This is a genomic window from Synechococcus sp. R55.2 (genome assembly GCF_047462075.1).
Classification (GTDB): Bacteria; Cyanobacteriota; Cyanobacteriia; order Thermostichales; family Thermostichaceae; genus Thermostichus.
In genome coordinates this window covers 1-9,632 of sequence record NZ_JANSIH010000066.1, presented here as the reverse complement: position 1 = coordinate 9,632, position 9,632 = coordinate 1, and the positions used below count along the sequence as shown (strand labels likewise).

At 58.4% G+C, this 9,632-nt stretch carries 8 protein-coding genes; 5 read left to right on the top strand and 3 right to left on the bottom strand.

The annotated features are described in order from the left end of the window. On the bottom strand, nucleotides 1-633 hold a 633-nt coding region (locus NW838_RS02385; RefSeq protein WP_414427434.1), incomplete at its 3' end, for a response regulator transcription factor. Between the two features lie 526 nt (nucleotides 634-1,159). On the opposite strand from NW838_RS02385, the gene NW838_RS02380 reads away from it, so the two are divergent. Both NW838_RS02380 and NW838_RS02375 read left to right on the top strand, forming a co-directional pair. Next, entirely contained in the window at nucleotides 1,160-3,220 is a 2,061-nt protein-coding gene (locus tag NW838_RS02380) for a ribonuclease catalytic domain-containing protein (protein WP_414427433.1), read from the top strand. 103 nt (nucleotides 3,221-3,323) lie between these two features. Continuing rightward, a complete protein-coding gene (locus NW838_RS02375; RefSeq protein ID WP_414356321.1) occupies nucleotides 3,324-4,337 on the top strand; it encodes a phosphate ABC transporter substrate-binding protein in 1,014 nt (337 codons plus the stop codon). A gap of 268 nt (nucleotides 4,338-4,605) precedes the next feature. Here the strand turns inward: NW838_RS02375 and NW838_RS02370 are convergent, their stop codons facing one another. Both NW838_RS02370 and NW838_RS02365 read right to left on the bottom strand, forming a co-directional pair. Next, nucleotides 4,606-5,604: an ABC transporter permease gene (locus tag NW838_RS02370; protein WP_414427432.1), complete on the bottom strand. Its 999-nt coding sequence runs from the start codon at nucleotides 5,602-5,604 to the stop codon at nucleotides 4,606-4,608. A gap of 60 nt (nucleotides 5,605-5,664) precedes the next feature. After that, the gene (locus NW838_RS02365) at nucleotides 5,665-6,486 is read right to left on the bottom strand and encodes an ABC transporter ATP-binding protein (protein ID WP_414427431.1); all 822 of its coding nucleotides are present in this window, start codon (nucleotides 6,484-6,486) and stop codon (nucleotides 5,665-5,667) included. A gap of 246 nt (nucleotides 6,487-6,732) precedes the next feature. Here NW838_RS02365 and argJ point away from each other — a divergent pair, with 246 nt between their 5' ends. From argJ to hypA, 3 genes are read left to right on the top strand one after another with little or no spacing between them, the layout of a single operon-like run. After that, complete coding sequence (gene argJ, locus NW838_RS02360) at nucleotides 6,733-7,950, top strand: bifunctional glutamate N-acetyltransferase/amino-acid acetyltransferase ArgJ (RefSeq protein ID WP_414427430.1); 1,218 nt, start codon at nucleotides 6,733-6,735, stop codon at nucleotides 7,948-7,950. Between the two features lie 15 nt (nucleotides 7,951-7,965). Continuing rightward, nucleotides 7,966-9,144, top strand: a complete 1,179-nt coding sequence (gene speB, locus NW838_RS02355) for an agmatinase (RefSeq protein ID WP_414356327.1) — start codon at nucleotides 7,966-7,968, stop codon at nucleotides 9,142-9,144. 3 nt (nucleotides 9,145-9,147) lie between these two features. Then, entirely contained in the window at nucleotides 9,148-9,531 is a 384-nt protein-coding gene (gene hypA / locus NW838_RS02350) for a hydrogenase maturation nickel metallochaperone HypA (protein ID WP_414356329.1), read from the top strand. The last annotated feature ends 101 nt before the right edge of the window (nucleotides 9,532-9,632 follow it).

Here is a 9,632-nt window from a genome sequence, read left to right as displayed (position 1 = left end):
CGGTTTTTTGCCCAGACCACTTTCTATCGCCCAGCGGGCCAGTTCTGTGCGGTTGTGCAGGCCGGTTTTGCCCAGCATGTTGCTGACGTGGCTTTCAACGGTGCGCTGGCTCACCCCAAGAGTTTCGGCAATCTCGCGGTTGGACAGGCCCCTGGCCACGTACTGGATCACCTTAGTTTCTGTTGGCGTCAGCTCAATTTCCCGATCCAGTTTTATGACGGGTTGAACGCCCGCGCCCTGCATTTGTAACAGGCGCTCAGTATGTTTGAGAGAAGATTCCACCTGCGCCACCAATTCTTCCGGCTCAAAGGGCTTGACCATGTAAACATCTGCCCCTGTGGTCAGGCCGCGCACCCGGTCTGCCGTTTGCCCACGCGCCGACAGAAAAATCACAGGTATCCAGTCCGTAGCACTGTTGGAGCGAATGGTTTCCACAAAGGTGTAGCCATCCATCTCCGGCATCATCACATCGCAGATGATCAGGTCTGGTGTGAAATGGCGCATCGCTTCCAACCCCTCCAGACCGTTGCTCGCCGCCACCACCTCATAACCGCGAAACTCTAGGTAGTCCTTGGCCAGCAGGATTAAGTTCGGATCGTCGTCGATGAGCAACAGTCGCTTCGGGTTGTCCACGGTTTACCTTTTGAGCGCTAAGCTAAAAAGTTTTAGGTGAAGAAATACGGAATCTCCTGTTTCCGTGACTTTCACTGTAGGTTTCACTGTAGGGAAACGACTCTTGAGTACCACCCTTTTGCTTGCTCAATTGGGGAGCAGCCTATGGTAACTGTGCCCTACCTCTAGTCTCTAGGATATCACACATGGAAGAAGTGGAAGTATCCACTTGCGAAATGCTGGCAACAGTATCTCTACGGAATTTAGGGACTCCAGTTGGTAACCTCATCCCAGGAACTTGGCAGAGCTGGCCTCTGCTCTGAAATCGCAGTGCCCAACACATAACCGCAATCTACCCAAAAATTTGTATCTCGTGTGTCTATATATCACATACCTATATGCTTAAGTACCGATATATCTAACATCTGCTATCTATTCAAGTGCCCGTACGTCTTCTGGCTGGGGTTTCCAGGTAGGCAGGCGGGCAGAGCTGATGGAGAATGGAAGAAAGCCTGCGCTTTAACGACAGCCGACATGGGGAGAACGGGTGGAAAAGGGCACACTGGTGGAGTTTCGTTACAATAACGACCGTGTGTTGGCAGTGGTTCAGGGCACCGAGGGCAAGAAGAACCTACTGCTGGGGGTGCCTTCTGGGCAGGTTCATAGTGTTCACCCTCGCCAGATTACCTTTGCTTTGAACGGGGGATCCAGCTTCACGGCTTCCGACATCCCCGGCTTTTGGCAGGCGGTGCAAGCAAAGTTGGATCCCGAAAGCTTGGCGCTGGCCTGGGAACTGGTGCAGGAGGAGCGTCAGCCCCTGAGCTTGGCCGAAATGGCTCAGCTGTTGTTTTCTGATGATTCTCCGGTCTCTACCTATGCCGCCTACCGCCTCTTGAGCGAGGATCGCACCTACTTCAAGCAAAAGGGGGAAAGCTACGAACCCCGCACTCCGGCTCAGGTGAAGGAGATCCTCCATCAAATGGCCGTCGCCCAACAACGGCAGCAGGAACAAGCAGAGTTTGAGGCCCACCTGCGGGAGGCTCTGGCTCATCCCGGCCAAGGGTATCCCTGGACTCCTGCCGAGCGGGCCCGCCTGGAGGTGCTGGAACGCCTGGCCTTACAGGGAGCGGCGGCAGCCATTCGCAGCCACGAGGATCTCTCTTCCAATCTCAACCTGTCGGATCGGGAACGGGCCTCGCAACTGCTGGAGCTGATGGGGTTTCCTGACACTCCGCAGGGGGCTTTTGAAGCTTTGGTGGCTCTGGGGCTGTGGAGCCGCCACGAGAACCTGGCCCTGCGCCTCACCGGGATCCCAACCCAGTTCCCGAAGGCGGTGGAGCGATACACCCAAGCCCTGCTCAGCCAGCCTCCCTCTTTCTGGGATCCCCACCTGCGGCGGGATCTCACCCACCTCCACACCTACACCATCGATGATGCCAGCACCCGCGACATTGACGATGCCCTCAGCGTCGAGTTCTGGTCGGATGACGCGGTGAAGCTCTGGATCCACATCGCTGATCCCAGTTGTTGGGTGCAGTGGGGGGATCCCCTCGATTTGGAAGCCCGCAAGCGTGGCACCAGTGTCTATTTGCCGGAGCGGGTGATCCCGATGTTCCCGCCGGAGCTGTCCACCGGCCCGATGAGCTTGGTGCAGGGAGAGGTGCGGCCTGCCCTTAGCTTTGGCATTCTACTGGGATCCGACGGCCAGATCCGGGATTCCGAAATTTGCCTCAGCCAGATCAAAGTCACCTACCGCCTCACCTACGAAGATGCCGATGAAATGTTGGAGTTGGGGGCAGAGGCCCAACTGACGGCTATTGCCCGGGCGGCCCAGTGGCGTTATGGGTGGCGCATGGCTCAGGGGGCCATTCAGATCGGCCTGCCGGAGCAAGATATCAAGGTCATCGACGAGATCCCCCACCTCCGGGTAATCGAGGATACTCCTGCGCGGCAGATGGTGGCGGAAATGATGGTGCTCACCGGCGAGGTGGCGGCCCGCTTCGCCAGCCAAAATGGGATCCCGGTGCCCTATCGTCTGCAGCCGGCTCCCGACTTACCTCCTCCCGAAGTGCTGGATAGGTATCCCCAGGGGCCAGTTCGGTCTTTTGCCATCATGCGCTGTCTATCGCGGGCGGAAGTAGCCACCCAGCCGGGGCGACATACAGGGCTGGGGCTTGAGGCCTACTGTCAGGTTACCTCCCCGATTCGGCGCTACCTGGATTTGGTGGCCCACTACCAGATCAAGGCCTTTTTGCGCGGGGATCCCTTGCCGTTGACGGAGGCGGATGTGCAGCAGTTGCTGGTGGGGATTGAGCCGGGCACCGCTGAGGCCAACCAGGTGGAGCGGAAATCCAAGCGCTATTGGAGCATCGAATACCTGCGGCTGCGACCGGGGCAAACTTGGCGGGCCTTGGTCTTGGGCTACCTGCGCGAGCAGGAAAACTTGGTGTTGGCCATGCTGGATGAGATTGCCTTTCGGGTGCCGGTGCGCCTAGAACGCCAGATTCCTCTGGGGGCTTGGATCGAGTTGGAAGTTGTGCAGGCGGATCCCCGTGCGGACGTAATTGAGCTGCGCGAGGTGGGACGAGAGGCGGCCATGGGCGGATAGATGCACCTTAACCTGCTGCTCACCCAATCTGCGCGGATAGCTGATACAACAGAGGGGGAAGTCTCAAAAGTCTGGATCGTGAATTTTCTTTAGGGGGGATCCCATGACTGCACGACCTTCCGGCCCACCTCCAATCGTTTACATTCTTTTGTTCGCGATACTGGGAGGCGGCGGCTGGTATGCCTATCGTTCCGGCCTGTTGGACTCATTCCTGAATAGAGAGAACACGCCTCCTATCCCCAGCCAGATTCCAGCTGCCCGGCCCCAAGCCCCAACAGCGCCCAACCCCCCTCAGGCCCAGGTACCCAACCCGCCTGCCAACGCCGTTAATCTGGATACTTCTCTGCCCAACCCAGCAGTGCTCCAGATGGATGGCAGCGTCACGATGATCCGGATCGTCTTGGCCCTGAAGGGAGGCTACACCCAGCGCAACCCCGGCATTCCCCTCACCTATGGGATCCCGGATGGCAAGCCCAATGGATCCAATGCCGGCCTGAAGGCCCTGATGGAAGGTCGCATCCAGATGGCCGCTAGCTCCCGCCCCCTCAATGCCAGCGAAGTGCAGGCGGGTCTACAGGCGATCCCGGTTGCCAAAGATGCCCTGGCGGTGGCGGTGGGGGTGAACAACCCCTACAAAGGAGGACTGACGCTGCAGCAATTGGCCGATATCTTCCAGGGTCGGATCACCAATTGGAGCCAGGTGGGCGGCCCGGATCGGCGGATTCGGGTCCTCAATCGCGCCCCCCAGAGCGGCACCTACAGCGTTTTCCAAGAACTCGTGTTGTTGGGGCTGCCCTTCGCTCCCGATAACCCTCCCTACTTCACCACCGCCACAGAAGATGTCACCACCCCGCTGCTGCGGGCTTTGGGAGAAGATGGCATCACCTACAGCACTGTCGATCAGGTGCAAAACCAGCAAACGGTGCGGATTGTGCCCATCGACGGCCAGATGCCCACCCGTGAGGCCATCCAGAGGGGCAGCTACCCCTTGGCGCGGAATGTGTTTTTGGTGGCACCTCAGAGGACTAGCCCTGTGGTGGCCGATTTCATCAACTACGCGCTCTCGGATCAAGGCCAGCAAATCATTGGCCGCACTGAGTTCATCCCCCTCCGATAGCAACCCAAAAATAGCATCTGAGATAGCCGCCGACAGCACCCGACAGCAAGCGCAGCGATATCTCTGGGCTTTTCCAGAAGACGCCTTCCACCTGCTCCTATTCAAGGCACTTAGTCGTTTCAGGTTAGAGTGAGGCGCCTGAGCTATTGAGAAAAGCCTTTGGCCGCGTGCGTTCAACGTTTTAGGGGTGGGTGCAGCGTCCTAGTTTGAATCCAAGTGACCCTAGATGTTAGAGAGGGGGCCCTAATTTTCACCAAAGTTCAATTTTTCAATTCTCTCGGCGCACAGCACTCTCATGCCACTTGCCCAACACCCGGTCGGATAGAGCACTCAAGGAAATAAAGATCAGGATCCCCAAGCCGGTGACCAAGATCAAGGCCGCAAACATGCGGGGCACCTGCAGGTTGAAGCTGGAGATCAAGATCTGGTAGGCGATCCCGGCCCGCTGCCCGCCAGTACCAGCGACAAACTCCGCCACCACCGCCCCAATCAAAGAGAGGCCACCGCTGATGCGCAGGCCCCCCATGAAATAGGGCATGGCACTGGGTAGCCGCAAGTAGATCAACGTTTGCCAGCGGTTGGCCTTGTACAGTTGGAACAGGTTGAGCAGGTTGTGATCGACGCTGTTCAGCCCCAGAGTGGTGTTGGAAAGAATCGGGAAAAAAGCCACAATCCAGGCGCACACCACCATCGCGGCAAAGGTGTTGTTGCGCAGCCAAATGATGATCAGCGGGGCGATGGAGACAATGGGCATCGTCTGTAAAATCACCGCATAGGGGAAAAAGCTGCGCTCAATCCACTTGCTCTGGGTGAACACAATCGCGACCAAAAGCCCCGACACTGTGGCAGCCAAAAAGGCCACCACCGTAATTTGCACAGTGATCAACAGGGAAGGAAAAAGCGTTCCCCAGTCGCGGATGAGGGTTTGCACCACCAAAATCGGCCCCGGCAAGAGGTAGTGGGGCACTCCCGTTACCCGCACCGCCACTTCCCAGCCCACCAAGAAGAGGATCCCGACGATAAGGGGGGCAATCACTTCCAGGTTGAACCAACGGCCCAGATTCAACCCCTTTGCAGGCACCCCTGAGCCGGCACTCGGTATGTCTGCCTCATCCGTGGGTTGGGATCCGAGTTTTTCTCCAACTGCGCCGGTCAGCTTGGGCAGAGACCAATCTGGCCAATGGAGAGGCCAGCTCTCCCCCAAGCCAACAAGGGATCCCAGCCAACGGCGCCATGGCTCGAGAAGGTGGACAAACGGGTCGAACATATCGTGAAGTTGAGATACGCAATAGAGAGTCAAGGGAGCACTGTCAAGCAAGGGATCCCATCAGCGCAAACGTCCGGCAGAGAGGGGGCGCAAATAGGGGGGATCCTGAGCTGAGCCGTGCATGGCCTCGTGCAGACGGGCCGACACTTCACGGCAGTAGTTGTTGTAAAGGGAAGAGGTGCGAAAGTCTTCCGAGCGAGGGTAGGGTGCATCAATGGGAATATCGGCTACCACCCGCCCTGGGCGAGCCGCCATCACCACCACGCGGTTGGACAGGTAGACAGCCTCGTAAATGTTGTGGGTAACGAAGAGCACCGTCCAGCGCTTTTCTTGCCACAGCTCCAACAGATCGCTGTTCAACTTGCTGCGGGTGATTTCATCCAAAGCGCCGAAGGGCTCGTCCATCAGCAACACTTGGGGCTTGGTTACCAGGGCGCGAGCAATGGAAACCCGCATGCGCATGCCGCCCGATAGCTCGCGGGGAAAACTGCGCTCAAACCCCTGCAGGCCCACCCGTTGTAGAGCTTCCAAGACATCTCGATCGGCTTTTGGCTTGGGCTCACCTGCCAACTTCAAGGGCAGACGCACATTGTCCATCACCGTTGCCCAAGGCATGAGAGCCGGCTCCTGAAACACAAAGGCCAACTTGGGCTCCCCCTGGGGGGCGTTCTTCTCAAAACTTTGCCCCCATTCGATAGAGCCTGTGGTCAGATGCCCCAGACCCGCCACCAACCGCAGCACCGTGCTTTTCCCACAGCCGGATGGCCCCACCAAGCTGACAAACTGCCCTTCTTGGATGGTCATATTCATGTCCTGCAAAGCCACCGTGCCATTGGAATAGACCTTGCTGACATGGTTGAGGGTGATGACAGGGGCAGGCATGGCTGGCAGTTCCCAGAGCAGAGGATAGAAGAGTATCCTTCCCAATCTAAAAAGGGGAAAAGATGGGTGATAGAAAGCGCACACTTTCAAAATACCCCTCTCTGCTGCCTCTGCTTGGTAGGCATAACTACAACTCTTGCCCTCAGAACCGGTTCTTAGAGAGTTTTTCACCGAAAGCTTGCGATAGTCCAAATCCGGGCAGCCAGCCGGTATGATATTGCCGACCACCCCCTGGCCAAGGAACACATGGGATCCCAATTTAGACCGGTTGAAGGCGCCGTTACTGCCCCGCAAGGGTTTCGAGCTGCTGGAGTGGCCGCTGGCCTCAAGCCCTCAGGAGCTGCGGATCTGGCTTTGATCGTTTCCGAGTGCGATGCGGTTGGGGCAGGCGTTTTTACCACCAATCAGGTCAAAGCAGCCTGTGTTACCTACAACCAAGGGATCCTCGCCCAACAGCAGCCGGTGCGGGCCATCCTCTGCAATGCCGGGCAAGCCAACGCCTGTACCGGAGAAGAAGGAGAGCGCAACAACGCCCAACTGGCCCTCTGGGTGGCAGAACGGTTGGGGATCCCGGCCCATCAGGTGCTCACGGCCTCCACAGGGGTCATCGGGCGACAACTGGAAATGCCGAAAATCCAAGCAGCCCTGCCTGGCCTTATCGACAGCCTCTCTCCAGAGGGGGGGGAGAGCGCCGCCCGCGCCATCATCACCACCGACTTGGTGACCAAAAGCGTTGCCCTGCAAGCTGAGATCGACGGGTACACCGTCAGGGTCGGGGGCATTGCCAAGGGATCCGGCATGATCCACCCCAACTTGGCCACGATGCTGGCTTTTTTAACCTGTGACGCGGCTGTGGATCCCCGCCTGTGGCAGCAGATCCTCAAGCAAGCTGCCGACCTCAGCTTTAACCAAATCACGGTGGATGGGGATACCAGCACCAACGACATGCTCTTGGCTCTGGCCAACGGCCAAAGTGGGATCCCAACCCTGCAAGCCGGCACAGAAGCTGCCCAGACTTTGGCGGAGATGGTCAACCAAGTTTGCATTCATCTGGCTAAGGCCATTGCCCGCGATGGGGAAGGAGCTACCAAGCTGCTGGAAATTCGGGTGTGTGGGGCTGTGGATGATGGGGCAGCCCGGCATATGGCCCGTGTGATCGCCAGCTCTCCCTTGGTGAAGGCGGCAGCTTTTGGCAACGATCCCAACTGGGGACGGGTGGCAGCCGCCGCCGGACGGGCCGGGATCCCTTTTGACAGCCGCCGGTTGGATATTCGTCTGGGGGATTTTCTGCTCATGCAGGCGGGAATGCCCCTGGCTTTCGATCGCAAGGCAGCCTCTGAGTACTTGAAAGGGAATCCGGTGACCTTTACCGTGGATCTCCATCAGGGATCCGGCCAGGGCGTGGCCTGGGGCTGCGATCTCAGCTACGATTACGTGCGCATCAACGCCGAATACACCACCTAACGGGGGATCCCAACCATGACCACCGAATCGAACGCAAATAACGGCTTTTCTACCGAAGCCCAAGCGGCTCTGGCCAAGGAAGCGAGGCTTTCCCTATCCGGTTGGCAGCAAGAGGTGAGTCGAGGCTTAGAGTTTGGCCTCGAGGCAGCAGCCAGCATCGGCGATCGCTCCATCCCCACCTTTTCCCGTGGCGAATTGCCCCATTATGCCGGCATCAACACCTTCCTCAAGGCTCCCTACCTGGAGGATGTGCGCAAAGTTGGGGAGTACGATGTGGCAGTGGTGGGTGTACCCCACGATTCCGGCACCACCTATCGGCCCGGCACTCGCTTTGGCCCACAGGGGATCCGGCGCATTTCCGCTCTGTACACCCCCTACAACTTTGAGTTTGGCGTCGATCTGCGAGAGCAGATCACCCTCTGCGATGTCGGCGATATTTTTACGATCCCGGCCAACAACGAAAAATCCTTCGACCAAATCTCCAAAGGGGTAGCTCACATTTTCGGGTCTGGCGCCTTTCCCGTCATCCTGGGCGGGGATCATTCGATTGGCTTTCCCACGGTGCGGGGGATCTGTCGCCACTTGGGGGACAAGAAGATGGGCATCATCCACTTCGACCGCCATGTGGACACCCAAGAAACCGACTTGGATGAGCGCATGCACACCTGTCCTTGGTTTCATGCCACCAACATCCGCAACGCACCGGCCCATAACCTGGTGCAACTGGGCATTGGCGGCTGGCAAGTGCCACGGCAAGGGGTGAAAGTGTGCCGGGAGCGGGCCACCCATATCCTCACCGTTACCGACATCACCGAAATGGGCTTGGATGCAGCCGCCGATTTCGCCCTCGAAAAAGCTCTAGACGGCACCGATTGTGTGTACATCAGCTTCGATATCGACTGCATCGATGCCGGCTTTGTGCCGGGTACAGGCTGGCCGGAGCCCGGTGGGCTGCTGCCGCGGGAAGCGCTCTACTTGCTCAAGCGCATTGTGCGGGAAGCGCCGATCTGCGGCCTAGAGGTGGTGGAAGTCTCTCCCCCCTACGACATCAGCGATATCACAGCCCTGATGGCCACCCGAGTCATTTGCGATACGCTGGCGCATTTGGTGGTATCTGGGCAACTGCCGCGCCGAGAAAAGCCCGCCTACATCCACCCGGAGGCGACGCCAGAAATGGTCGGCGACTGGAGGTGAGAGATGCACGAGACCGACATGACCCGCGCCTTGATCCAAACACTACGCGACTGGTGGCAAAGTCAGCCAGGACAGCCTCAGATTGCTCGGGTGCACCTGGTGGTGGGACAGTTTACCTGTGTAGAGCCGGCCAGCCTAACTTTTGCCTATGCCGCACAAACCCAGGGTACTTTCCTACAGGGATCCCAGTTGGTCATCCGGGAAACGCCGCTCATTGCCTATTGCCAGCCCTGTAGCCAAGAGTACAAGCCAGAGATAGGCCGGCGCTATGCTTGCCCCAACTGCGGATCCCCGATGGAGGAGATTCGCTCGGGCCGAGAGCTGAAGATCGACTACATCGAATGTCTGACTGACTCCGCCCCACCGGCGCGACCAGAGGTCGCCTAAGCCGATCCAAAGCTAAGCCCCAGAAGGACAGCCGCTCCCAAGCTGAGGATGAACATCAAGCTGGCAGGCATCAACTTTCGGGTTTTGCGGTAGCGCAGGGC

Bases quoted from the DNA above. Each gene is read 5' to 3' on its own strand.
- NW838_RS02370 (WP_414427432.1), bottom strand. From the start codon at position 5,604: ATGTTCGACCCGTTTGTCCACCTTCTCGAGCCATGGCGCCGTTGGCTG.
- hypA (WP_414356329.1), top strand. From the start codon at position 9,148: ATGCACGAGACCGACATGACCCGCGCCTTGATCCAAACACTACGCGAC.
- argJ (WP_414427430.1), top strand. From the start codon at position 6,733: ATGGGATCCCAATTTAGACCGGTTGAAGGCGCCGTTACTGCCCCGCAA.
- speB (WP_414356327.1), top strand. From the start codon at position 7,966: ATGACCACCGAATCGAACGCAAATAACGGCTTTTCTACCGAAGCCCAA.
- NW838_RS02365 (WP_414427431.1), bottom strand. From the start codon at position 6,486: ATGCCTGCCCCTGTCATCACCCTCAACCATGTCAGCAAGGTCTATTCC.
- NW838_RS02375 (WP_414356321.1), top strand. From the start codon at position 3,324: ATGACTGCACGACCTTCCGGCCCACCTCCAATCGTTTACATTCTTTTG.